General features: G+C 43.8%; 27 protein-coding genes. 8 read left to right on the plus strand and 19 right to left on the minus strand.

What is annotated here, in order from left to right:
• Positions 1-8: 8 nt before the first annotated feature.
• A complete protein-coding gene (locus tag NSS76_RS17760) occupies positions 9-1,430 on the plus strand; it encodes an ATP-grasp domain-containing protein (RefSeq protein WP_341082547.1) in 1,422 nt (473 codons plus the stop codon).
• Between the two features lie 17 nt (positions 1,431-1,447).
• Entirely contained in the window at positions 1,448-2,641 is a 1,194-nt protein-coding gene (locus NSS76_RS17765) for a pyridoxal phosphate-dependent aminotransferase (RefSeq protein WP_341082548.1), read from the plus strand.
• A 14-nt stretch (positions 2,642-2,655) separates the two neighbouring features.
• Here NSS76_RS17765 and NSS76_RS17770 read toward each other — a convergent pair whose 3' ends face one another.
• From NSS76_RS17770 to NSS76_RS17825, 12 genes are all read right to left on the minus strand, one after another.
• Positions 2,656-3,447, minus strand: a complete 792-nt coding sequence (locus tag NSS76_RS17770) for an SDR family oxidoreductase (protein WP_269780168.1) — start codon at positions 3,445-3,447, stop codon at positions 2,656-2,658.
• Positions 3,448-3,550: 103 nt separating this feature from the next.
• Complete coding sequence (locus NSS76_RS17775; protein ID WP_024423802.1) at positions 3,551-4,006, minus strand: dTDP-4-dehydrorhamnose 3,5-epimerase family protein; 456 nt, start codon at positions 4,004-4,006, stop codon at positions 3,551-3,553.
• Positions 3,999-4,853, minus strand: a complete 855-nt coding sequence (gene rfbD / locus NSS76_RS17780; RefSeq protein ID WP_149126167.1) for a dTDP-4-dehydrorhamnose reductase — start codon at positions 4,851-4,853, stop codon at positions 3,999-4,001. The genes NSS76_RS17775 and rfbD overlap by 8 nt, the downstream gene beginning before the upstream one ends.
• A gap of 3 nt (positions 4,854-4,856) precedes the next feature.
• Entirely contained in the window at positions 4,857-5,822 is a 966-nt protein-coding gene (rfbB, locus tag NSS76_RS17785; protein WP_024426396.1) for a dTDP-glucose 4,6-dehydratase, read from the minus strand.
• Positions 5,819-6,559 (minus strand): sugar phosphate nucleotidyltransferase, encoded by a 741-nt coding sequence (locus NSS76_RS17790; RefSeq protein ID WP_125585818.1) that lies wholly within the window; start codon positions 6,557-6,559, stop codon positions 5,819-5,821. Before NSS76_RS17790 ends, rfbB begins: the two co-directional genes overlap by 4 nt.
• Positions 6,560-6,561: 2 nt before the next feature.
• Complete coding sequence (locus NSS76_RS17795; protein ID WP_341082551.1) at positions 6,562-7,590, minus strand: PseG/SpsG family protein; 1,029 nt, start codon at positions 7,588-7,590, stop codon at positions 6,562-6,564.
• On the minus strand, positions 7,587-8,327 hold the full coding sequence (locus NSS76_RS17800; RefSeq protein WP_029707507.1) for a cytidylyltransferase domain-containing protein: 741 nt from the start codon (positions 8,325-8,327) through the stop codon (positions 7,587-7,589). Before NSS76_RS17800 ends, NSS76_RS17795 begins: the two co-directional genes overlap by 4 nt.
• Positions 8,317-9,441, minus strand: coding sequence for an N-acetylneuraminate synthase family protein (locus NSS76_RS17805; protein WP_151862801.1), 1,125 nt, complete (start codon positions 9,439-9,441; stop codon positions 8,317-8,319). Before NSS76_RS17805 ends, NSS76_RS17800 begins: the two co-directional genes overlap by 11 nt.
• Before the next feature lies 1 nt (position 9,442).
• On the minus strand, positions 9,443-10,318 hold the full coding sequence (locus NSS76_RS17810) for a GNAT family N-acetyltransferase (protein WP_151862800.1): 876 nt from the start codon (positions 10,316-10,318) through the stop codon (positions 9,443-9,445).
• Positions 10,315-11,493, minus strand: a complete 1,179-nt coding sequence (locus NSS76_RS17815; protein WP_151862799.1) for a DegT/DnrJ/EryC1/StrS family aminotransferase — start codon at positions 11,491-11,493, stop codon at positions 10,315-10,317. Before NSS76_RS17815 ends, NSS76_RS17810 begins: the two co-directional genes overlap by 4 nt.
• Positions 11,494-11,514: 21 nt before the next feature.
• Complete coding sequence (locus NSS76_RS17820; protein WP_341082553.1) at positions 11,515-12,927, minus strand: capsular polysaccharide export protein, LipB/KpsS family; 1,413 nt, start codon at positions 12,925-12,927, stop codon at positions 11,515-11,517.
• Between the two features lie 6 nt (positions 12,928-12,933).
• A complete protein-coding gene (locus NSS76_RS17825; protein WP_024423812.1) occupies positions 12,934-13,704 on the minus strand; it encodes a glycosyltransferase family 2 protein in 771 nt (256 codons plus the stop codon).
• A 175-nt stretch (positions 13,705-13,879) separates the two neighbouring features.
• Here NSS76_RS17825 and NSS76_RS17830 point away from each other — a divergent pair, with 175 nt between their 5' ends.
• The 3 genes from NSS76_RS17830 (at position 13,880) to NSS76_RS17840 (ending at position 16,025) form a co-directional block, all read left to right on the plus strand.
• Complete coding sequence (locus NSS76_RS17830) at positions 13,880-14,554, plus strand: YIP1 family protein (RefSeq protein WP_335343539.1); 675 nt, start codon at positions 13,880-13,882, stop codon at positions 14,552-14,554.
• Between the two features lie 193 nt (positions 14,555-14,747).
• Positions 14,748-15,278 carry a spore coat protein GerQ gene (gene gerQ / locus NSS76_RS17835; protein ID WP_044331032.1) on the plus strand — a complete coding sequence of 177 codons (531 nt, stop codon included), beginning with the start codon at positions 14,748-14,750 and terminating at the stop codon, positions 15,276-15,278.
• Between the two features lie 129 nt (positions 15,279-15,407).
• A complete protein-coding gene (locus NSS76_RS17840; protein ID WP_024423814.1) occupies positions 15,408-16,025 on the plus strand; it encodes a cupin domain-containing protein in 618 nt (205 codons plus the stop codon).
• A 41-nt stretch (positions 16,026-16,066) separates the two neighbouring features.
• On the opposite strand, the gene NSS76_RS17845 is transcribed toward NSS76_RS17840, so the two are convergent.
• The 3 genes from NSS76_RS17845 to NSS76_RS17855 form a co-directional block, all read right to left on the minus strand.
• Complete coding sequence (locus tag NSS76_RS17845) at positions 16,067-16,438, minus strand: DUF423 domain-containing protein (protein ID WP_003215282.1); 372 nt, start codon at positions 16,436-16,438, stop codon at positions 16,067-16,069.
• A gap of 70 nt (positions 16,439-16,508) precedes the next feature.
• Positions 16,509-17,816 (minus strand): purine/pyrimidine permease, encoded by a 1,308-nt coding sequence (locus NSS76_RS17850; RefSeq protein ID WP_024423815.1) that lies wholly within the window; start codon positions 17,814-17,816, stop codon positions 16,509-16,511.
• 33 nt (positions 17,817-17,849) lie between these two features.
• Entirely contained in the window at positions 17,850-18,182 is a 333-nt protein-coding gene (locus NSS76_RS17855) for a YwdI family protein (protein WP_024423816.1), read from the minus strand.
• A gap of 170 nt (positions 18,183-18,352) precedes the next feature.
• Between NSS76_RS17855 and NSS76_RS17860 the strand changes: the two genes are divergently transcribed.
• Positions 18,353-19,711 carry an aldehyde dehydrogenase gene (locus NSS76_RS17860; protein ID WP_024423817.1) on the plus strand — a complete coding sequence of 453 codons (1,359 nt, stop codon included), beginning with the start codon at positions 18,353-18,355 and terminating at the stop codon, positions 19,709-19,711.
• Between the two features lie 33 nt (positions 19,712-19,744).
• Here the strand turns inward: NSS76_RS17860 and NSS76_RS17865 are convergent, their stop codons facing one another.
• Together NSS76_RS17865 and NSS76_RS17870 are read right to left on the minus strand one after the other, a co-directional pair.
• A complete protein-coding gene (locus NSS76_RS17865; protein WP_024423818.1) occupies positions 19,745-20,425 on the minus strand; it encodes a uracil-DNA glycosylase in 681 nt (226 codons plus the stop codon).
• Positions 20,422-21,249, minus strand: a complete 828-nt coding sequence (locus tag NSS76_RS17870; RefSeq protein ID WP_257802352.1) for a glycosyltransferase family 2 protein — start codon at positions 21,247-21,249, stop codon at positions 20,422-20,424. Before NSS76_RS17870 ends, NSS76_RS17865 begins: the two co-directional genes overlap by 4 nt.
• Before the next feature lie 128 nt (positions 21,250-21,377).
• Here NSS76_RS17870 and NSS76_RS17875 point away from each other — a divergent pair, with 128 nt between their 5' ends.
• A complete protein-coding gene (locus NSS76_RS17875) occupies positions 21,378-21,692 on the plus strand; it encodes a general stress protein (RefSeq protein ID WP_024423820.1) in 315 nt (104 codons plus the stop codon).
• Positions 21,693-21,818: 126 nt separating this feature from the next.
• Positions 21,819-22,628, plus strand: coding sequence for a bifunctional hydroxymethylpyrimidine kinase/phosphomethylpyrimidine kinase (locus tag NSS76_RS17880; protein WP_024426411.1), 810 nt, complete (start codon positions 21,819-21,821; stop codon positions 22,626-22,628).
• Between the two features lie 47 nt (positions 22,629-22,675).
• On the opposite strand, the gene NSS76_RS17885 is transcribed toward NSS76_RS17880, so the two are convergent.
• Positions 22,676-23,749: a chitobiase/beta-hexosaminidase C-terminal domain-containing protein gene (locus tag NSS76_RS17885; protein ID WP_341082562.1), complete on the minus strand. Its 1,074-nt coding sequence runs from the start codon at positions 23,747-23,749 to the stop codon at positions 22,676-22,678.
• A 155-nt stretch (positions 23,750-23,904) separates the two neighbouring features.
• Positions 23,905-24,159, minus strand: coding sequence for a hypothetical protein (locus NSS76_RS17890; protein WP_024423823.1), 255 nt, complete (start codon positions 24,157-24,159; stop codon positions 23,905-23,907).
• Positions 24,160-24,332 lie beyond the last annotated feature (173 nt).

A 24,332-nucleotide genomic window follows, 5' to 3' on the forward strand; every position in this document is an offset into this window, starting at 1 on the left:
TGCTTTCATTGAGTAAAAAAACCGTACTTGTCATTGCTGACTTAGGAGGATGCCCGCCCCATATGTTTTATGAAAGCGTGGCAGCATCTTATCATATCGTTTCTTATATCCCGAGACCCTTTGCCATTACAAAGGGTCACGCTGAACTAATCGAAAAATACTCCATTGCCGTCATCAAAGATCGTGATTATTTTGAGACACACCCTTCTTTTGAACACCCTGATTCTATTTACTGGGCACATGATGATTATTTGAAATCAGAGGAAGAAGTGGTAGATGACCTAGTCCGTGTGGCTTCCTTTTTCAAAGCTGATGCCATTACCACCAATAATGAATTATTCATTGCACCAATGGCAAAAGCAGCTGAGCGGCTGGGGCTGCGCGGCGCTGGGGTAAAAGCAGCTGAAATGGCACGTGATAAAAGCCAAATGAGGGCTGCATTTAACGCTGCTGGTGTCAAAGCGGTGAAAACTCAGCCTGTCACGACTTTAGCTGATTTCCAGCAAGCTATTGAACATATCGGGACACCACTTATTTTAAAGCCTACATATTTAGCAAGCTCCATTGGTGTGACCCTTTTTCATGACAAAACCGGCAGTGATGATCTCTTTTTAAACGTACAATCCTACTTGCAAACAATTCCCGTCCCAAACGCTGTGACATATGAAGCACCATTTGTCGCTGAAACGTACTTAGAGGGCGCTTACGAGGATTGGTATCAGGAGGATGGCTATTCCGATTATGTCAGTGTAGAAGGGTTCGTCGTGGAGGGGGAATATATCCCTTTTGTCATTCATGACAAGACCCCTCAAATCGGTTTTACAGAAACGGCTCATATTACTCCTTCGATCCTAGACAATGAAGCCCAGCAAATCATCATTGAGGCAGCAAAGAAGGCAAATGAAGGGCTGGGCCTTGAAAACTGTGCGACTCATACAGAGATCAAACTCATGAAAAATCGAGAAACGGGACTGATCGAATCAGCAGCTAGATTTGCTGGCTGGAATATGATTCCGAATATCAAAAAAGTGTTTGGGGTGGATATGGCCAAGCTGCTGATCGATGTATTAGTCGATGGAAAAAAAGCGGCGCTGCCAAAAGAGCTGCTTTCTGGACATACGCATTATATTGCAGACTGCCATTTATACCCTCAGCATTTCAAAGAAAGCGGACACATACCGGCAGAGGCCACACATATCACCATTGATCATATCCATATTCCGCAGGATGCTTTAGTTGGAGATACTGTGATCGTCAATAAATCCGTCCCGTCCAAAGGCACCTTTGTCGATCTATCTTTATTTGAAGCCTTTAACGGCATCGTGTCGCTTGAGTTAAAAGGGTCATCCTCACAGGATGTTGCTGCATCCATCCGCAACTTACAGAAGCAAGCTGCTATTCATTTAATGGATGAATTAGTCAAGGGATAGAAAGAGAGGGTAACGTGGTGGAGATCTTACCATCTAACATGATTAAACGGCTGCCAGAACAGAAATTTGGAACCGTATTTGAGAAAATTGCGCAAAAAGCACAAAACGGAGCGAACATCATAAACCTGGGTCAGGGAAATCCCGATCTTCCTACTCCTGCACATATCGTAAGCGCCCTTCAAGAGGCAGCAGCCACTTTGCAATTTCAGCAATATGCACCTTTTAGAGGCTTCGACTTTTTCAAGCAAGCCATTGCAGATTTCTACAAAAAGGAGTTCGGCACTGAGATAGATCCACAGAAAGAAGTTGCTCTTTTCAATGGAGGGAAAACAGGCCTTTATGTCATGAGTCAGTGTCTGCTTGACCCTGGGGACGTTGCCCTCATCCCCGATCCAGGATACCCAGAATATCATTCTGGGATCTTGATGGCAGACGCTAAGCCCTACTGCATCAAACTTGAATCGAAAAATGGCTATTTGCCAAATCTCTCTTCAATTGATCCGGAGGTGATTAAAAAGGCAAAGGTTCTTTTCTTAAATTATCCGAATAACCCAACAGGTGCTGTGGCAAATGATGCATTTTTTGAAGAGGCTGCTGATTTTGCATCGGCTCACGGACTGCATGTCATTCATGATTTTGCCTATGGTTCATTTCATTATGAGCAAAAACCAGTAAGCTTTCTGAACGCTCCTCTTGGGAAAAGCGTAGGAGTGGAATTATATTCTCTATCCAAAACATTTAATATGGCAGGATGGAGAGTCGCTTTTGCTGTAGGTAATGAGGACATCATCCAAGCCATTAACGCCTTCCAAGATCATGTGTTTGTCAGTATGTATGGCGGATTTCAACAAGCCGCAACCGTCGCCTTGCAAAGTGATGACTGTCACATACAATCATTAAAAGAGGTCTACCTTGAACGAATTCACTTCTTCATCCGTCAGGCCGAAAAGCAGCTAGGATGGTCCATCGAACGTCCAGCTGGCGCCTTTTATTTATGGGCTCCCATCCCTGATGATTTTGAACATTCTCATGCATTTGCAGACTATTTACTCGAACATTCTGATGTTGTTGTCACGCCTGGGGGTGTGTTTGGAGCACATGGAAGCCGTCATGTCCGCATCTCAATGGTTGCTCCAATTGAACAGCTTGCCCTGTTTATCGACCGGCTTCGCATCCTTCCGATTCGCTTTAATCAAAAAACCCGCATATAGCGGGTTTTTTGATGTCATATACTTTTCATCGAACCACCATCGACGGATATTTGTTGTCCTGTAAGATAGGAGGCTTCCTCTGATGCGATAAAAGCGGCCAATGAAGCCATTTCACTAGCTGACCCCACTCTTTTCATTGGAATTCCTGACGCTACAGCCTGTACAGCTTCTTCCCTCGATAATGCCTGTTTACGCATCATGTTTCCGATAAATTGTTCATACCGATCTGTAGCTATAAATCCCGGATTTAAACAATTCACTGTGATCCCTGAAGGTGCAAGCTGTGTGGCAGCATTTTTACTAGCATTAATAATCGCTGCATTCATCATACTGTTCGTAAACATTTGGTCACCGGGCTCCTTCCATAGGTTCCCGACAATTTGAATGATCCGGCCATATTCATGTCGTTTCATCATCGCTGCCGCACGCTTCATCATATCAATGTACGCAATGGCTTTTTGAGAAAATGCTGCCATCATCTGCTCGCTGTCACATGAATCAAAAGTATCTGGCTTCCCCCCTGGAATGTTATTAATCAACACATCCAGTCTGCCAAACTCTTTTTCTATTTTCGTAAAAGCCTCAGCCCTCACTCCTTCATCTGACATGTCCCCACAGAAAAGAGCCACCGGCTCCTTTGTTTCTGCCATACGCCCAATGTGCTGCTGCGCTTCTTCTAGTGAGGATTGATTTCTAGAATTGATGATGATCTTTACATTGTCTTGAGCGGCAAGCTTTATGGCGATGGCCTTTCCAATCCCTGTACTTGCTCCTGTTACAAACGCAATTCTTTTAGACAAACTCATCCACATCCCTTTTCTTATCAGCTTCGTACATATACATAAAATGACACATATAGAATGTATTTCAACAAAAAAAGACCTTTCTCCTGCGAAAGGCCCCCGTTCTCTATTTAAATGTCGTTTCCCAATTAAACCCGATCGTTTCGTCATTCCAGGCGATTCTCTTTTCATCTGGGTTTTTCGGGTCATACGATTCTGTTGTGAAATACACAATTTGCAGCGGCGTCTCACCTAGTACACGGTAGCCATGCGCGACACCCTTTGGGATGAGAAGCAGCATCGGATTGTCTTCCCCCATATAATACACATCGGTTTGCCCCTTTGTGGGAGAGTCCTCACGCAAATCGTATAACACGACCTGTGCATGACCTGCCGGGAAGAACCAAACGTCGTCTTGTTTTTCATGATAATGAAAAGCTTTGATCACGCCTGGAAAGCTTTTCGACCATGACGCCTGACCAAAGCGTTTCAGCATCGGCTCATCATCTCGAATGAGCTCTGCAAAAAAGCCGCGGTCATCACAATGTTTCATGAGTTTTTTTGTTTGAACACCATCAATCATACTGTTGCCATCTCCCTTCTTTCTGCAAATATTCGTGAAGTGCATCCTTCCAATGCCTCGGCTGCCAGCCTGTGGCTTCAATCGCTTGAAGATCTAAGACAGAATAGGCTGGGCGTGGCGTTTGGAAGCCGTACTCTTCCGTGGAAATCGGCTCAATTGTAGCGGACAGGCCGCTTTTCATCACAATTTCTGACGCAAAATCAAACCAGGAACAGCTTTCTCGATTACTGACATGGTACACGCCTGCCTTCTGATCAAACAAATGAATCAAGGCCTCGGCTGCATCCTTTGTATAAGTAGGAGACCCTATTTGATCGTTCACAATGCGCAAATGATCCTTCGTTTCAGCGAGCCGAAGAATGGTATTCACAAAGTTATGCCCCTCATGTCCGTAGAGCCACGAGGTACGAATGATTTTCACTTCGTCTGACACAAGCTGAATCAATTCCTCACCAAGCTTTTTACTCTTTCCATAAATGGTTTGAGGATCTGCTTGTGCATCGACTTGGTAAGGGGTGTCCGCCTGCCCGTCAAACACATAATCTGTACTGACATGTAACACATCAGCGCCTGCGCGCTTTGCTTCCAGGGCTGTATAGTAGGCGCCAATGCCATTCACAAGATACGCCTTTTCGGTTTCTGTTTCACATTGATCAACAGATGTATAGGCTGCTGCACTGACAACAATATCAGGCTGATAGTGTCTCATCGCATGTCTAACTGCCTGCTGGTCTGTGATATTGAGCATGTTCCTCGTTAAGGCAATGACGGTCATGTCTTTTTCTTTGAGCTGTCTGCTCAATTCTTTCCCTAATTGGCCGCCTGCACCGGTGATTAAAACTTTCATCCGTCACCCTTCTTCGCTCTGATCGTATTTGGTTCGATACCAATTGATCGTTTTTTCGATACCTTCTTCAAATGACGTCTCCTGCGTCCAGCCGAGCTCGCCTTTTAGCTTACTGGCATCAATGGCATACCGTCTGTCATGTCCTTTTCGGTCTTGAATAAACGCAATTTGATCATGACTGATTCCGAGCTGCGATAGAATCGTTTTGGTTAAATCGAGATTTGTTTTCTCATTGCCGCCGCCAATATTGTATACCTGCCCGGCTGTGCCGTTTTCGAGCACCTTCTTCACAGCTCTCGCATGGTCCTCTACATACAGCCAATCGCGAATTTGCCGGCCGTCTCCATAAATCGGGATTTTCTCTCCATTGACTGCTTTTCTAATAATGGTCGGTATTAATTTTTCCTCATGCTGATACGGTCCGTAATTGTTGCTGCATCGTGTAATCATCGCGGGTAATTGGTGAGTGTGGATATAGGATTTCACAAGCAGGTCTGAACTCGCCTTGCTTGCTGAATAAGGATTATTCGGTGAAAGTGGTGTTTGTTCTGTGAAAGCAGGATCATCTGGCTCCAAATCTCCATATACTTCATCTGTTGAAATATGAATGAGCTTTTTCGCCTTTCCTTTTAAGACTGCTTCAAGCATACGATACGTTCCGAGGACATTTGTTTGAATAAAAGGCTCTGCCGATTCAATGCTGCGATCAACATGCGATTCTGCCGCAAAATGAATGATTGCATCATAGACTTCGTCAAATGCTTGATCCAGCTCATGCTGAAGGGTAATATCCCCCTGAATAAACCGAAAATGAGACAACTTTAATAATTCATCCATCTCGTCTGGATGACTGGCATATGTTAATTTATCAAAAACGGTGAGCCTGATATTTGTATCCTGAAGCAGCAGCTTCACAAAATTCAGTCCGATAAAACCCGCTCCGCCTGTAATTAAATAAGACTTCGTCATTCGGATCCCTCTTTTTTCTTCATCGTTTCAAACATTTTCGCAGATGCTTCGTGGAGAGATTCATGTGTTCCTGCATCAATCCACCACCCTTTTAACATATCATAGGTCAGCTGGCTATTTGAGATATAGAGATTGTTCACGTCTGTAATCTCTAATTCGCCTCGATCTGACGGCAAGATTCTCTCAATATATTGAAAGACTTCTTGATCATAAAAATAGATGCCCGTGACGCAGTAAGATGAGCGCGGATACTCCGGCTTTTCTTCTATTGATAAAATCCGTTGGCGCGTGGCATCAATTTCTGCAATGCCAAACCGGTTTGGATCTGCCACTTCTTTCAACAAAACCTTGGCTCCTCTATCTTGCCGCTGAAAGGCTTCAACAAAAGGGTTTAGCGAATCCTCAAATACATTATCACCAAGCATCAGCACAAACTTCTCCCCTTTAACAAAGGGCTTTGCATAGGATAAGCCGTCTGATATCCCAGACGCTTCAGGCTGTACCTGATATACGATGTTCATCCCCAGTTCCTGATCGCTTTCAAGCAGCTTTTGAAACAGCGGGATTTGTTCTTCTTGTGATATGACCATCACATCTAAAATCCCTGCTTCCTTCAATTTGAACAATGACCAATAAATCATTGGATATGGACCAACCGGCAATAAATGTTTATTGAAAATCTTCGTTAAAGGCGCCAGTCGTGATCCCTTTCCTCCTGCTAAAATAACTCCCTTCACATCTACACATCCTTATGTTCTTTTTGGTGATGATTCATGAGGTGTATAAGAATGTTTTTCACTCGTTCAGTTCCTTTTCCATCGATGAGTGTCCGTCCATTGAGATGGATGCTCCTGCGGAGAAAATAGCTGCCGGACAGCCTTTCCACAGCACATCGTATATCTTTTTCATCCACAAGTTCACCTAATCCAAGATGACGGCAGGCTCCCTTTTGTGCAAAACGAGCGGCTGTCACTGCTTGGTGATCGACTTGTGAAAGGACAATACTGGGCACTCCGATACAAACTGCCTCGTATAACGTCATCCCGCCAGCCACTATTGCCAGATCAGCTTCCGAAAGGCGTGCAAGTAATTGATCTGTATGACGAATGAATTGAATATGCTCAGCCTCTATTTGTTCTTCAATGCGGGAGGCTTTTCCTGTAACCGCTAAAATGTGTAAGTGGTCTGCTTCGAGGAGTGCTGATACAGCCTTTGATAACAATCCGCGCGGGTCACTGCCCCCAAGGCTGATGACCACCTTTTTGCATTCTTTTAGAACCTCATATTTGTCTTTTAATCGACTTATCTCTTGATCTAACAATAAATAAGGTGTTCCATAAAAATATTCTGTCCCATCTACTTGCATGTGCTTTTCGTCAAGACCGCCATAAATGCCGTTCACGACAGCATCGGCAAGCTGACAGGCTTCTGCTCTTATTTCTTCAAATAAAACCAGCCTTGCAGAGCCGGAGGACGCTTTGATCAATCGGAGAAATTGGAGGTCACAATCAAGTACATCAATCAGCAGAAGATCTGGGTTCAGCTCTTTTATGTCCTGCTTCATCTGAAGGAATGCCTTCGACTCCTGCACCAAATGAACGTGCCAATCTGGACCTGAGAGCATCTCTAAACAGATCTGTTCATTTGTATAGAAAGATATGTCGTTTCCTTCTTGAAGCAGTTGATTTGCCAGCCGTTTCATTCTGAAGACATGCCCCATCCCTCTTAAAAACCCACCGTACACAACAATCATGATTTTCTTGTTCATTCAGCATCCTTCTGTTTCACAAATTGATTCAACCGAACAATATCAGGGTCTTGTTCGCAAATGGTGATGAGTTCAGCCGTAGGCACAGCAATGGAACCGCCAGCTTTCTCTAGTAAACGGGTCGCAAACACATAATCTTCTTCTGTATCAATCGTGAATCGATAAGCAGGATATGCAAGTTCTTTGGGCGGTGTGAATAATTGCAGGTGAAATTGCTCAGGATGCTTTCTGATATAGAGCGTGACATGCTCACGCTCTGGCTGCGTAAGGGGAAAATTGTCGATTTCACTTAAAATCTGTGCGTCGATCATTTCCCCGGAAATACCCAGTGGCGTTCCAGCCGTATACGTGTAATCAGCCTTCTCTTGTCTATGTTTTTCAAGCATTTTCGACAAAAGGACTGGATCTATAAATGGGTTATCTCCTGTTAAACGCACAATGGTTTGCGGTTCAAAATGACGGACAATCTGCGCAAATCGCTGCAGTACATCCGTCTCACTGCCACGAAATACTTTATAGCCCTTGGAGAGACAATAATGAGCCAGCAGATCATCTTCTGCCTCAACTGTTGTGGCGATCATGAGATTCTGCGTTTTGTGATTGTAATGATCTGATTGCTTTACTCGTTCAACAATCAGGTCGATCAGCGCCATACCGCCGATCGGTTTCATTACCTTTTTTGGCAGCCTTGTTGAGCCCATTCTCGCCTGTATGACAAAAAGGACATCATTGATCATTTGGCGTCTCCTTCATGAGTACATCTTTCCACGAAACCCCTGTATGGGCTGGGATATCTCTGACAGCCTTTGCGCCAAGTAAAACCGCCATATACCTTGGATGCAGACCTTGGCTTTTTTGTCCTGGACGTAACACGGCTAGATTTTCTGCGGTCAATGTCTCGCCTTTCGCAATGCCTTTTGTCGTAAAAATGCCTCGATACGCAAATTCACGAATCTTGCCTTCAATGGCTGTTGTCGTTTTATAAGAACTGCCAAGTAGCTCCTCTGGCACTGAATGAGTGTCAGCTTCTGTTTGATTCCGCTGCTTTTCTGCCGCTCGAATATGCTGAACCATTTCCTTCAATTCTTCAGGATCAAGCGCAAAGGAATGATCAGCCCCAGGTAACGTTTTATCGACTGTAAAATGCTTTTCAATGATTGCTGCCCCAAGCTTCACAGCAGCTACAGGCGCTTCAGTTGGATGCTCACTATGATCAGAAAAGCCAATGACTGCGTCGGGAAATGCCGCAGCTAAAGTTTGAAGCACGCGCAGATTCGTGTAAGCTCTAGGTGCTGGATACTTTGCTACGCAATGCATGATAGCAACCTGTTGATTTTGAGCGCTTGTAATCGCCTCATATGCTTCATGGACATCTGAAATGGTTGCCCCAGCTGTTGAGAAAATGATGGGCTTTTGAAAAGATGCCGTGTGACGCATAAGAGGCAGATGATTGATTTCATAGGATGCCAGCTTGAAAGCCGGCGGATCGGTTTGATTCAATAGATTCGCAGATTCTTCGTCACACACTGTGCTTAAAAATATCAGCCCTTTTTCCGCGCAACGTGACAATAACACCGGGAGCCATTCTGGCGGCAGCTCCATTTGTTCCACTAAAGAAAAAATAGACACCTCTTCCCCCTTGGCTGTTTCGTACAAACCCGGTTCCTTTTGATACATCCGATCAGCTTGAAACATTTGAAACTTCACCGCATCGGCACCTGCTTCTTTAGCCACATCAATTAAAGCAAGCGCCTGATCCAGCTTTCCATCATGGTTAATGCCTGCCTCTGCAATGATAAAGACAGGCGCACCATCCCCTACTTTGCGATCTCCGATATAGAAATGCGCCATCTTACCTCTCTCCTTTTTTCGGCCACACATGGTAATACAAGAAGGCATTTTTTGTTCTAAAGCCTAGCTTTTCGTACAGCTGAATTGCGGTTGTGTTATGCATCTGAGTTCCGGCAGACATAAACCGATGCCCTCTCTCATAAGAGGCTTTTATTATCGCCATCACGAGCTTTTTTCCGATCCCTTTTCCTTGTGCATCCGGTCTAATGGACAATAAATCAAGCACTAGTTCATCGCCCTTTGTTACCCCTTGAATCAAACCAATGACTTCATCGTTTACCTTTGCCGCGAGATTGATATCTGCACGTCCGAGTAAATTGTTTCTCATCCATTCCTGAAAGAAATGCTGGACGACATTCTGATCTAAAAAAGGATCAAGTGCGTACCGGCTTTTCACAAATGCCTGATGAGCAAGTGACACAGCCTCATCGTATTCCTTTTCATCTGGCAGACTGATAACCACATCTTCACCTGTTGATGGCATTTCCATTTGAACAGGCGGCGCCTCAAGACGAGTGAGACCTCCCACATAGTACACATGTGACAGTCTTTGAACGATGCGGTTTTTTACAAGATCAGACGCTTCAAGACGTAAAAAGAAAAAATCGCATTTTTCAGTTCTCATCCAATTGATGAAACGCTCCATCAATTCTTGAAAAGCAGACGCTGACTCCGCTTCTACAAACTTCACATGAAAAATATGCTGATCAAAAATGCCACTTTCCCATTTAGACCATTCATATAACAGGACTGCTTTGAGCTGGGCGCCATTAACAAGAGCAAACTGCTTGAAGCCGTTCATTTGTTCCGCTTGTTGACCGTATTTCTCCAGCCAAGTAGCAAGCACCTGATCATCTACAGAATGAACGACCTTCATGATGATGCCCTCTGTTCTTTTAAAATAGACAACACCGCTGTGATAACATCCTGCACATCTTCATCTGTCATACTTGGATAGAGCGGCAGTGAGAGCGTCTGCTTGTAGTATGCGAGTGACTCAGGGAAATCCTCTGGTGAATAGTGATATGTTTCCTGATAGTATGGATGCAAGTGAACAGGGATAAAGTGAACACTCGTGCCGATTTTATATTCCTTTTGCAGCTGATCAATCAGTTCATCCCGCGTGATGAATGCTTCTTTTGGATTCACTTGCAGTACATACAAATGCCATGCATGTCTTCCTTCTTGATGCACAGGCGGCAGGATCAGACCCGCTTCTTTTTGGAAAGCCTGATTGTATGCTTTTGCAATCTGTTCTCTCCGTGCCTGCATGTCATCCAGACGGTTTAGCTGAACAAGTCCTAACGATGCCTGCACGTCAAACATGTTCATTTTATAGCCTGGTTCCTCGACCTCGTAATACCACGTTCCTTTTTCTCCATAACGATTCCACGCTCCCTTGCTCATCCCATGGAGCGCTAGTCTTCTAATCCGAGCAGCAAGCGCATCATCATTTGTTGTCAGCATGCCGCCTTCACCAGTCGCTAGGTTTTTCGTTGCATAAAAGCTAAAAGCAGTCGCATCACCAATGGATCCAACGGGCTGACCGTGGTACGTTGTGTAAAGAGCGTGGGCAGCATCTTCAAGTACAAATAGATCATACTTTTTGGCAATCGCTAAAATTCGGTCCATATCGCACGATTGACCGGCAAAGTGAACAGGAACAATCGCTTTTGTATGTGGTGTAATGGCCGCTTCTATTTTCTCTGCATCTATGTTGAGGGTCGCTGGATCAATATCGACAAATACAGGCGCTGCCCCCGTATGGATAATCGTATTAGCTGTAGCGCAGAATGTCAGAGGGGTTGTAATCACCTCATCCCCAGCCCCAATCCCTCTTGCCTTTAAGGCTAAAAATAAAGCAGCCGTACATGAATTGACAGCGATCGCATGTTTTGCACCTGTCAGCTGCTGAAATTCTTCTTCAAACTGTCTTACTTTTGGTCCAGTTGACAGCCAGCCGGACTTTAATGTTCCAATGACTTCATCAATTTCCTCCTGCTCAATGAAAGGCAGAGCATAAGGAAGAAATTGTGCTCTCTTTTTTCCCATATCGCTTGCACACCCCTATCTTCATCTCTGAAAATCCACACCAGTTTTTGTTTTGAGCAGAGAAAGCAGAACATCGATAGATCGCGCATGCGGATAATGTTGTTTAATGAACTGTGCTCCTTGCTGCTTTGCCAGTTTCATCTCTTGTTCATCCGACAAAATACGAATGGCTTTCTCAGCTAGTTCAACAGGGTTTTCCATATGATAGCTGCCAAGCGACTCGTAATATGGGTATCTTCTGCCTTCTGTCATTTTCCCGATCAGCACACTCTTTTCAAAAAGCATCGCTTCAAGACCCACTGTGGATGTGAGCGTAATCACGATATCCACATATGGCAGCAGGTCATACAGATCAATTTCTTTTTTAATCAATTTCACATGATTTCCCGCTCGTTCAATAGACACATAGTCATTTAATCGATTTCGAGCAATTTCCCAAGGATGCGGCTTCATGATCAGCTGAAGGTCTTTCCGTTTGGCGATCGTTTTAAGAACATCGCCATAAAAGGCTTCAGAAAACGGCTGCGTTGCCACAAGCACGGTCTTTTTAGCCGGACTGAAATTCAATTTACGAAAAATGAGATCCTGTTGAAGCGGCGTTCGCTCCTTCACCAAATCAAACCTCGGATGACCTGTTATTTCCACCTGTTCCGGCTGACAGCCTTTGTCTACATACCAATCCTTTTCATACTTTCCAAACACCCCATGGCAAGTCGTAAAAATAGGTAAAAAGGCTTCGTCTCCCATAAGCGCGCCATGCTGAAGACAGATACTCGTAAGCTGGCGTTTCACTGTTTGCAAAGCGAGTACGCGGCTGTAGACATCCTCTGTCGTTCCAACAATAACAGCTGCAATCGGCTGCATTTGAAATAGAATTTCTATCTGATCAATGACATCAATAAATTGCACAATGTCCTTCCGCAGTTTTTCTCTAAAAAAGACATTGCCAAAGACAGGGTGGTGAGCGTAAGGTTTAAGGAGAGCATTTGCTTTTTCAATATATTCAGCGTGGGCTTCTTTATTAACCTCTCCGGCTAATTCCGGCTTACTGATCACGGGTAATCCGTAATAATCCGCCTTCTTCCAGCGAGCGAGCACCACCGTTTGGTTTGGATGGAACCGCGTGTAATTTTGTTCCGTAAAACGCAGGTGTTCAAAGTGAAGCAATACCTTTCCATTCGCCGGACGATAATCAATACGCTTGATCTGCTGTTTATGCTGATCAAAAAATGGCTGAATCTCTTCCGGTAATGGACAAGCGGTTGTCAGTTCTTGACCGAATGCCTCATCTTCCATGCGTTCCCTCACTTCAGGACTGATATATTGATAAAAATTACTGATCAACCCAAGAGGAATTTGCTTGTAGGACAAATCCTTCATCAGATTCACATACTCAAAGTACACCTGCCAATAATGATGAATATAGTGCGTCACTTCAGGTCACCTCCCATGTCTTTGTTTTAATATACTGCGAAGCTCCCAGCAGGTGGACTGCTCGGGAAGTGCTTGAATAAAGGCACTTTTCTCTTCTTCTGCCAGCTGATAATGAATGGACTGTTCTGTAATGTAATTTGTATCTAATATTTCATCAAAGGGATAGAACGGATAAAAATGATTTAACCGGAAAAAGAAACGGGCATCCCCTATTCGATAAAAATGCGGACTCTCGTCCCAGTAAGACCCAAATTCCTCATGAATTTTTGATAAAATGGATGTACGATGCACGACCGAGCAATGATCTATGGCGCAGGGGGCATTCCATTGCACTGTTTGCGCCGGCCGAATCGTTTCCTTCACTGGCTCTTTTTTGCTATTTAAATAGATCACTTTAGAACTAGAATAGACAATATCCTTACCTGGATGGGCATCTAGATAATGAGTGAGCTTCTCTAAACGGTCCGGGGCGTAGACATTGTCATCTGTGGCATAGGAAATATACTCCCCTTTTGCCAGTTCTAATGCTTGATTAATCAGCACGGCGTAGCGAGTTTTCGCTGTTCTCTCTTCCAGCGTTTTGACACCGCTTTGGATAAAATGAACGCGGGGATCTTTGCGAAACGGTTCAATAGCAGCAAGGGTTTTTTCGTTTGATCCATCATCCATGATAAAAAGTTCAAAGTCTGACAGCGTCTGCTGCAGGACCGCTTCAATCGATCTGCCGACGTAAGCCGCCTTGTTGTAGCTCGTCATAATGACAGTTACTTTTGTCAAAGTTTTCACCTCGGTCTCTTTCAAACTATGTTTATCATATGTGTCTCCTCTTAAAGAGACTGTAGAGTGACCTATTTTTTATAAAATTGTATTTTTTTATTGATCTATCTTTGAAAAATGCGAACTTTTTGGTAATATAAGTAATCATTTGTGTGTATTAAAGGGGTAAAGAACATTGGAAGCTATGAAGAATGATCACTCCCAAGAAGAGGAAGTAAAAGGATTTTTTCGATTTTTTAAAATTTTCGTCGCGACAAAAACGATTATTCGCTCATATCAACATTCCAATATTCCCATTTGGCTGATGATGCTCCTTGCAAGTATCGCCGGTACGGGCTGGATCTATGAAGGGTATTTTAGCGAGTATATGGGCAATCATATTCCATTCCCTTTTATTCTGTTACAAGGAGCGGGATATGGTATTTTGGCAGGCAATATAATTCTATTTTTCGGTGTCCTCATCATCAAGTGGTTAGGACGTCTCTTTTTCGGCTGTCAAACGGCGTATCGAGATATACTCAAAGCCTGCACACTGACGGTCTTTTTCCCTTCTGCTTTATTTTCACTTACTTGGATTTTCACTGTTGGGATGCTAGGTCCGTATACGTTTGTTAAAATCTCACCATATTTAGATCAGCATTATGAAGTATGGTATTATCTCGATCTTTTACCTCTTACGGAAGCATATGCTAAGACGTGGATATTGGGAATGGCTGTTTTAGGCATTGTCGCTGTGATGAAGCTCAGATTATGGCAAGCCTTCATCATTGTGATTACACCACTCGCCGCGTTTTTTCTCATCATGACACTTTTATTTGATATTCAGCACGCTATAAACTGGATCATGTAAACAGGACGAGTACCGATAGAATACGAGGGATTGTCTTCACGCTGAGGAATTGCATAGCAGTTCCTTTTTTTCGTTCAATGTACATATTCTCCCCTCCTGTCTCATAGTGTGAAAGAGAGAAAGAATGCTATGGAAACAACAGGTGCTTTAGCGCCTTCTGTTTAGAACACCATGAGGAAAGAGGAGGAACGTTATGAAATTGAAAAATCAATTTGGGCAAGGTTCGGGTTTCGAAGGTCAAGATTTTCGCCAGCAACAATTTGGAGCAAATCCGTATCCTGCGCAGCAGATGGGTTATTCAGTCCCTCCCCAAACGCAGGGTCAAATGCAGCAGGGGTTTTCACCAATGCCGTCTACCGGTACTTCACAAGGAGGCCAAGGAACGCAGGGCGGCGGTCAGCCCTATCAAATTCCTTCTGGACCGGTTTATCAGCAGAATGTTACCGGGCAGCTGCCTATTGAGCAGTCCTATATTGAAAATATTTTACGATTGAACCGCGGCAAGGTAGCCACGATTTATATGACGTTTGAGGCGAGCAAGGAATGGAATTCGAAGATTTTTAGAGGCGTCATAGAAGCTGCAGGGCGTGACCACATTATCATTAGTGATAATAAGACAGGAACACGATACTTACTATTAACAATCTATCTTGATTACATTACGTTTGATGGAGAAATTCAATATGATTATCCTTATTCGATGTCAACATATTCTCCGAGATAACGTCAAGCATGGCAAAAGCAAGGCTCAGGTGCCCTTGCTTTTTTCTTTTGTCTAGGTTTTTGTCACACCTCTAGGGCGCTGCTCATAAAATGCCTAGTAGTTTTTATCAAAAGCCTAGAGGTGACATCAATGACTGTTGAGCTGGATTATACATCACCAAATGTCAAATTTTCATACGATCTGAATCAAAGCCCCCTTGTGAAATTCGATCAGCATAACCTGATTAATGTGTTAGGAAAAAAACAATTAAACTCGTTGGATCAAGTGTCCCTGCTGGATATATATTTGAGTAAAAGCAAAGTCGTAGAGCCTCATTATCATCAAAATGCCGCAGAGCTTGTTTATTGTATAGCCGGTTCTGCTGCCGTATCGATGCTGAATCCATTTACAAAAAAACTGCACACCTACACCATCACACCTGGACAGGTGGCAAACGTGCCTCAAGGCTGGTGGCACTATGAAGTCGCTCTCCAAGACAGAACTCATTTGTTAGCTATTTTTAACGCATCTACACCTGAAGTGATCCTAGGCTCAGACCTTCTCACCCTCACCCCTTCTCACATCATGGCCCATACTTATTGCATGAACGAAACACAGTGGAAGCAGGCGATAAAGCCTGTGAAACCAAGTGTGTTTATCGGACCATTTTGCCACCGGGAGGAAGAGTCTCAAACGCATCCTGTCCCTCCATCTCACTACGTCCCATATTATCAAGCACCGCCCAACTATACCCCTTACTGGAGTTAAGAAAAAAACCGATGCCCCTATGAGAGCATCGGTTTATTGGCTTATAAATTTTTTGCTGCTGCAATGACAAGCATGATCCAAGAGGCGATAAATGCTACTCCCCCAATAGGAGTAATGGCACCTAGAATCTTCACCTGCGTCAATGCCAGCACATAAAGGCTTCCTGAGAAGAAAAGGATGCCTGCAAGCATCACCCAGCCAGCGGTTGGAACTAGGGAAACACCTGATAGCTTATCTGCAAGAAAGGCGACAATAAATAGTCCTATCGCATGGAACATCTGATATTGAACACCTTTATTCCATATTTCTATATATTTTTCAGGGATTTTCCCTTCTAGACCGTGCGCACCGAAGGCTCCAAGTCCAACAGCAAGCATGGCGTTAATGGCACCTAAAATGAAAAATAGTTTCATTCGTCATTCTCCTTATCTCGTCAATTATATTTATCATAGCGCGGGTGAAGGGCGACATTCAACTTTCCCTTTACGTTGACACGAGATTGTCGGATTTCTTTTTCTTTCGTAACAAGACTTGGTCGACCACGATCGCAATGAGTGTGCCTAGAACAAGACCGTTGCTTAATAATGAAATGAGCACAGGATGCATCCCTTTCAAGGCCCCCTGAGGCACAAACATCGCCCCTACGCCTGCTAAAACAGCAATACCAAGAACAAAGCGAATGCGCGGAATTTCTTCTTTCTCATACTGATCAAACTCCGACATCGCAATCCCAATCATAGAAGAGAAGACCACAAAGTTTACAGCAAGCCCCACAGGTGATGGCAATGCAGAGAAAAAGCTCATGAGCAGGGGAAACAAACTAATGAGAACAACAAGCAGACTTCCTATGAAAAAAGGCTTTCTCGAAGGAATTTTGGTTGTCTGGATAAATCCGGCTGCCCCCGAAATAGGTACAGGCGCAATCGCCCCGATCAGCCCGCTTAATAAATGACCAAATGCAGCGACAAAACCAGCAGGACGTGCTCTTTTCCGCTCACGCAGATCACCAAATGCCTTCACTGAGCTTTCCACAATTCGAATACTTGCCAGCATGTTCACAATGAGTAAAATCGTTATAAAAAAGGACGTGACAAGCAATCCACTGTCAAAGACCGGCATACCGAATGGAAACAGCTTCGGAAACTCGATGATTTGTTCTGGAATTCGAACCGGCTTCGCCAATCCGAGTAGAGCGAATAACAGCCATCCGCCTGCAAGTGCGAATAACACAGAAAACTGTCTTAAATAATGCCATTTTGAGCGGCTGATCATGAAGGTGAGGATAATAATCAAGATCGATAAGCAAAAGACAAGCCCGTCTACTTGATTTCCCCGATAACCGATGCCCATCAGCCCTTTCATAATTGGCTGACTTAGCTGCACAACAAGCAGCAGCAGGTAAATGCCTGTGACGACTGGCGTAAATAAAGACGCGAGCCAATTGATGATTTTAAATAGACTAAAAATAAAAAAGAAAACAGCACTAAAAATTAAAGCCCCTTGTAATGCTTGCAGGGTTTCAGGATACGTCGCAAAGATTGTACCTGTCATGCCGGCATAAAGGGTATACACACCCCACCAAAGCCCTGCTGGACTTTCATTAATCGGCAGCATATGGCCGCATAAACACTGCACCATTGCCACAAGACCAAGTGAAAAGAAAGTACTTTGAATCAGCTCCGCCGATTGCACTTGATTCAATTCAAATGCTTGTGCAATCGCAATTGGTACGGCAATAGAAGCTGCGATAAAAAATGCCATCCACTGAATGGCGCCCAAAAATAGTTTCAAACCGATCACCTTCCCTTTGTCGTGACAAGACCATTAAAAATCAAAAATAGAGTCGCCGTTCCCGTCCTTCTCTTTTTGACCCTCATCATTTTGCTGAAATTTCTTCGCACCACTTGTGCCCATGAGTTTCTCCAGCATGGCTTGATCTGCAGACACAGATGGTGCTGATGGTGTATGTATCGATGAAGGTGGTGAAATGACCGGCGACTGCGGCATTTGCACCTGTGATGGTGCGTCGAGAATGACATCACATAGTGAAGAAATGGCCGCCACTTGACGTTTCACCTCTTCATCATTCCCACTTTGTTTTGCTTTTTGAACCGCTTCCTCCATTTTTTGAAGCAGGCTTGATATATGAATATTCAAGGGTAGACCCTCCAATCTAAAAAAATCTCTTTTCAACATTATTTTACCAAATGAACAAACCAAATGGGTTCATTTTTTCAAAGCAGTGCGCTCACGACTCTCTTATTTGACCCGTCATCTTCATTCACACATAATAAAAGAAACAACATCGTCTATGAAAGGATTGAATAATGGACAAGCTCACTGCTCTATTTCAGAAACAAAAAGTCTTTCAGAAGCCAGCGGTTCAAGAACGCATCCGCATTCTTCAAGACTTAAAAGCAGCAATTAAACAGCATGAAAAGGATATTTTACAGGCCTTAGCCCATGATTTACATAAATCCGAACAGGAAGCCTATACAACAGAGGTCGGGATAGTGTATGAAGAAATCAATCATACCCTCAAGCACCTTCACAAATGGGCGAAGCCAACTCGCGTGAAAACACCGCTGACTCATATCGGATCAAAAAGCATGATCATCAAGGAACCCTATGGAAGTGTGCTCATCATTGCTCCTTGGAACTATCCTTTCCAATTGGCCCTTTCTCCATTAGTCGGTGCGATTTCTGCGGGAAATGCCGTGATTTTAAAGCCGTCTGAGCTGACGCCGGCAGTCTCACAAGTGATCAGCACTATCATCAAACGTGTATTTCAAGAAGACCATGCGGCTGTCGTAGAGGGCGGTGTTGAAGTCAGTACAGAACTGCTGAAACTGCCCTTTGATTATATCTTCTTTACTGGAAGTGTGGCAGTTGGCAAAGTCGTCATGGAAGCCGCCGCAAAACATTTGACCCCTGTCACACTTGAGCTTGGCGGAAAAAGTCCCAGCATCGTCATGCCTGATGCCGACATCAAATTAGCAGCGAAGCGGATCACCTTTGGAAAATTCACCAATGCAGGGCAAACCTGCATTGCACCAGACTATTTGCTCGTTCATGAATCCATCAAAGAGGAACTTTTGCGAGAAATGACGGCCTGTATCCGTGACTTTTATGGTGAACATCCCGAAACGCATCCGCACTTTGGAAAAAATGTCAGCCAGCGTCATTTTGACAGGCTTACACAATTTCTCTCAAATGGAACGATCGTCACAGGTGGACAGCGCAATGAACAGGAGCTCAAAATCGCTCCGACCATTTTAGACCACATCACATGGGAAGATCCCGTCATGCAGGAGGAAATTTTCGGACCGATTCTGCCTGTCATGACCTTTGAATCTCTGCATGAGACAGTTCATATGATCAAAGCAAGGCCAAAGCCGCTTGCGCTTTACTTATTTACAACAAATAAAGAAACAGAAACCTATATTCTAGACAACCTCTCATTTGGCGGAGGATGTATCAATGACACGCTTATGCATGTCGCTACACCTTACCTGCCATTCGGAGGCGTCGGCGAAAGCGGCATGGGGCGATATCACGGGAAGGACAGCTTCTTTACTTTTACGCATGAAAAAAGTGTCCTGCGGCAAACCAATCGCTTCGATTTTTCCTTCCGTTATCCAAATGCGAAAAACGGACTCGACTTGGTTCGTAAATTTTTAAAATAAACAGGACGAAGGGTCTCTCCCCTCGTCCTATTTTCATTCAATATCCTTGATACACCAATGGATTTCTTCAATCCCCATTTGCTTTAAATACGCGTTTACCTTTGAAAACGGCCGGCTGCCAAAAAAGCCGTTTCTTGCAGAAAAAGGACTTGGATGAGGTGACTCAATGATAAAATGCTTGTTTTGATCAATGCGTTCTTTCTTGTTTTGAGCATGTCTTCCCCATAACACAAAAACGACGGGCTGTTCACGCTGATTCAGCACATCAATCACGCGGTCTGTCACACGTTCCCAGCCCTTGCCTTTATGAGAATTCGCCTCGCCCTTTCTCACAGTCAGCACAGTGTTTAAAAGCAGCACACCCTGCTCTGCCCAGCTGACAAGTGAGCCGTGGTTTGGAACAGGACAGCCAAGATCATCCTTTAGCTCCTGAAAAATATTTCTCAAAGATGGCGGATGTTTGACGCCCGGCTGAACAGAAAAGCTTAATCCATGTGCCTGCCCTGGGCCATGATAAGGGTCTTGTCCTAAAATCACCACTTTGACCTTTTCATATGACGTCAAATGAAGAGCACGATACACGTCATCTGGTTTTGGAAAAACGGTCTGCGTGCGATATTCTTCCTTCATCCATTCACGTAATTCCTGATAATACGGCTGTTCAAATTCACTTTTCATCACAGCCCACCAGCTATCATTTAAAAATGGCTTCATTGTGGTTTTCCTCCTTCTACTTGCTGCGCTAGTCTGGAGATCATCGGTTTTCCATCCCACACAATCTCACTCTCTGATTCTCTTTTTTTCATCGCTGGTTCTTCTAATAATATCGCAAAGTTCGCTGTCGGCAGGTCGCCCAGTTCATGCTTTTCACTTAAATCATCTAAGTAGTTTTTCCTTGTTTCACCAAGATCACTAGACTGATTTCCACCGCCGTCAAAAAACGCATAGATCACGCTCGCAGCTGGCACTCGTTTCACTCGGGCATGCTGTGATACACGCAAAAAGAAGTCCCAGTCCCAATAATGATGCATCGCTGGATCAAAATAGCCAATCTCATCGTGTATACAGCGTTTGTACATACTGCCCGAAGGAACATATGTAGAAAAGACACGCATATCCTCAATATCTGCTGAATAAGCAAACAAACGTCTCGACAGCGGAAAACGGGTCGCGCCTTTTTCTTCAAACGATACAATTTCTGCATCAGAAAAGACAAAATCGGCATCCTCCAGCGCCTTGCTCATGCGTTCGATATGACAGGGTGTGAAGTAATCATCGTCGTCACTCAGCATGATGACGTCGCCTGTCAGCTCCCGCACCCCCACATTTCTGGCATTTACATGCTGGACATTCTCATCTAAATGAATCAAGCGGATCGGAAGCTCAGGGTAAAGTTCCCGAATGATGTCGACTCGCTCTCCTGCATCATTGACGACAACAATTTCAAAAGGCTGTACGGTTTGTCTTGTAATGGATTCAAGCAGCTCACACAGTGCGCTGAGCCGGTTATGTGTCACAATTAATAAGGAAATCTTCATATGCAGCTTACTCCTTTAATAGATTCGTCTTTTTCCATTAAAACATAAATTGACTTTCTTCTCATGATATAAAAGGCGGTTTGATTTGATGGGAAAATGGGAATTTTTGATGAAAAGGAGTGATGATGATGGAATATATCACGGTGGAGAATAGTAAAGAAGCAAAACAGACCATTGACCACATTCATTCATCGGGATCATCAAAGGACGCTGTTTTTGTTTTTGCCTACGACCCAGAACGCTCTGATACCGTAACAGAGCATACAGACGCCAAAAGCATGACAGCGGTCGATCAAGGAATTTTGGATCAAGTCGCCAATGTCATTCGCACCCGGGATGATGAACTGATGGCCAAAATGATGTCAACTGGGGCCGATCAAGAGTTAGCCTTAACCCTTTTAGACGAGCTGAAAAAAGGGAAATTGGTGATTTGTAAAAGGTAAGAAAGAGAGGCGTTCCCCAAGAGAGGAACGCTTTTTTATGCCGTTTCATTGTGATAAATGGAAAAGCTGATTATAATAAGGGATAGAACAATAACTGTTACACATCACATTGGAGGTTCAGCAACTATGTCTATGAATAAAGCACTCACCATCGCAGGTTCGGATTCAAGCGGCGGTGCAGGTATCCAAGCAGATTTAAAAACGTTTCAAGAAAAAAACGTCTACGGGATGACAGCTTTAACCGTTGTCGTTGCAATGGACCCACATAATCATTGGGATCATCAGGTGTTTCCAATTGATACGGCGACAATTCGCGCGCAGCTCTCTACTATTGTAGAAGGCATTGGTGTAGATGCACTGAAAACGGGTATGCTTCCTACCGTCGACGTGATCGAGCTTGCAGCTGACACCATCAAAACATATGACCTTAAAAATGTCGTCATTGATCCTGTCATGGTTTGTAAGGGTGCAAACGAAGTCCTTTACCCAGAGCACGCGGAAGCACTGCGTGAAAAGCTCACGCCACTCGCAACCGTTATCACACCTAATCTTTTCGAAGCAGGTCAATTAAGCGGAATCGGCGAGATCAAAACGATCGAACAAATGGAAGAAGCAGCAAAACGCATTCACGAACTTGGTGCAAAGTATGTGGTTATCACTGGAGGCGGTAAGCTCAGCGAAGACAAAGCCATCGATTTACTTTATGATGGACAAACCTTCGAACGCCTTGAAACAGATAAAATCGACACAGAATACACACACGGCGCAGGCTGCACATTCTCAGCAGCAGTCACAGCTGAACTAGCGAATGGATCAGACGTGAAAGAAGCCATTTATGCAGCAAAAGAATTCATCACGGCTGCCATTAAAGGCTCTTTCCAGCTAAACGAATACATTGGACCGACAAAACATTCTGCTCATCGTTTTGACAAATAAAACAGAAAAAACCGATTCGCCTTGTTAGGAGGTGAATCGGTTTTTGTTTATCGAAAGCTTCGTCTCTGTGCAAACAGCCAATCTGTTAAGCCTGGCGTCTCATAAGCAGGCGTCCATGATGCATGGTCATATCCATACCTACTTGCATACTCCGTATAAAGCGGCTGGCCGCCAGCTTTTTGAATAGCTTGAATTGTATTTCTCGCATAGCTGATAGGGATAATGGAATCATCTTCTGCATGAAATGCCCATATTGGCTTGTTTGCTAAAATTCCTGCCTTGCTTGGATCTGCTCCCCCCGCAATAGGAATCATTGCTGCAAACAAACGAGGATATGTGATGTTCAACTGGTACGTGCCAAATCCACCTTGTGATAAACCCGTCGCATAAATTCTTTTCTGATCAATCTGATAAGAAGTTAACACATGCTGAAGGACATCATAAGCTTTGTGTAAATCTGGTGAAAATTGAAACACGTTCGTCAGATCGATTTCATTTTGCGAATTTCTTGTTAATGCAAAGCCTCCATCGACAGCATTTCGCGCCTGAGGTGCAAGTACGTACGAAGGATGTTTCTTTTGGACTTCAGGGGAAGCCCATAAAGCTGCACCATCATTCGCAAGTAACTGCTTTTGATTGTCTGTTCCCCTCTCCCCGCCTCCATGTAAGAATAGGACGAGAGGATAGGCTTTACCCCTTTTATGGTTTTTTGGAATATACAGCCGATAAGGCATTCCTTGGTATTCGAAAGATAAAAAAGATGATGCAATGTCTTCTCGTGTGACAAAGCGATAATTGTACGTAGACGTGGAAAGGCGGCGGTTTTTCTTGTAAACGCTTACTTTTAAAGTCGTATCAGTTTCGATATGAATGGGCTTTTTGTATAACTGACTTTGAGTTGTCGGCTGGCTGCCATCTGTTGTGTAATAAAGAGAAGCTTTTTGAACGTGAGAATGCAGAGCTAACTCTTGTGAACGATAATATTGACCAGATGGGACTGAAGCAATTGATGCAGCATACGACGTATGATTTCGGGCAGAAGAAACGGAAGGAAAAAGAAAACTCATAGAAAATAGGACAATCGTAAAGGTGATCAAGCATTTCTTGGTTGTATGGTTCATATCGTTCCTCCTGTATATGCTCAGATGAATTTTTATTTATTTTGTATCATGACAAAAGAAATGTCAACGCTTTCATTTAAATTTCTGAATGATCAGTCAGAATATAAAAAAGCGTACCCGCACGCAGGTACACTCTTTTATCCATACATGAATGCCTATTTTTGCTGATCGGACTCTTTCGCCATTTTTCGAATAAAGGCTTCAATGGATTCAACAAATAAAGCATATTCTTTCATTTGTTTATACGTATCTGACAGCTTCTCTTTTACTTCTTCCTGCTCCAAAGAAGGTTCACCGAGAATAGATTGAACTTGAATGAGCAATTCTTTATATTCTTCACGTTTATCTTCAACATGATCTGCCATTGTCTCCAAGCGTTTTCTAGTCGTCGGCTGCTGTTTTGAATTCAAGTAAACAACCCCTTTTTTGTCCTACCGCATTTGGATAAACGTCAGCCTCAGCTGTATATATTTTAAAATGATACCATATTTCCACCTGTTATCATATGCGTAAAACGTCATCAAACCGCTTTAGGCCAACCTTGTATATACACGTTATAGGCTTTAAGATACAGGCTGATCTC

It is taken from the genome of Bacillus sp. FSL R5-0654 (genome assembly GCF_038008745.1).
GTDB classification, from domain to species: Bacteria; Bacillota; Bacilli; order Bacillales; family Bacillaceae; genus Bacillus; species Bacillus safensis.